Below are 208 nucleotides of genomic sequence, written 5' to 3' on the forward strand. Positions count from 1 at the left end.
GGAATATTGCACAATGGGCGCAAGCCTGATGCAGCCATGCCGCGTGTATGAAGAAGGCCTTCGGGTTGTAAAGTACTTTCAGCGAGGAGGAAGGCATTAAGGTTAATAACCTTAGTGATTGACGTTACTCGCAGAAGAAGCACCGGCTAACTCCGTGCCAGCAGCCGCGGTAATACGGAGGGTGCAAGCGTTAATCGGAATTACTGGG

At 51.4% G+C, this 208-nt stretch carries 1 rRNA gene; it reads left to right on the top strand.

The features are described 5' to 3' along the window. Positions 1–208, top strand: a 16S ribosomal RNA gene (locus tag HII27_RS27020); the annotation flags it as partial.

The organism is Kluyvera sichuanensis (assembly GCF_014218705.1).
Lineage (GTDB): Bacteria > Pseudomonadota > Gammaproteobacteria > Enterobacterales > Enterobacteriaceae > Kluyvera > Kluyvera sichuanensis.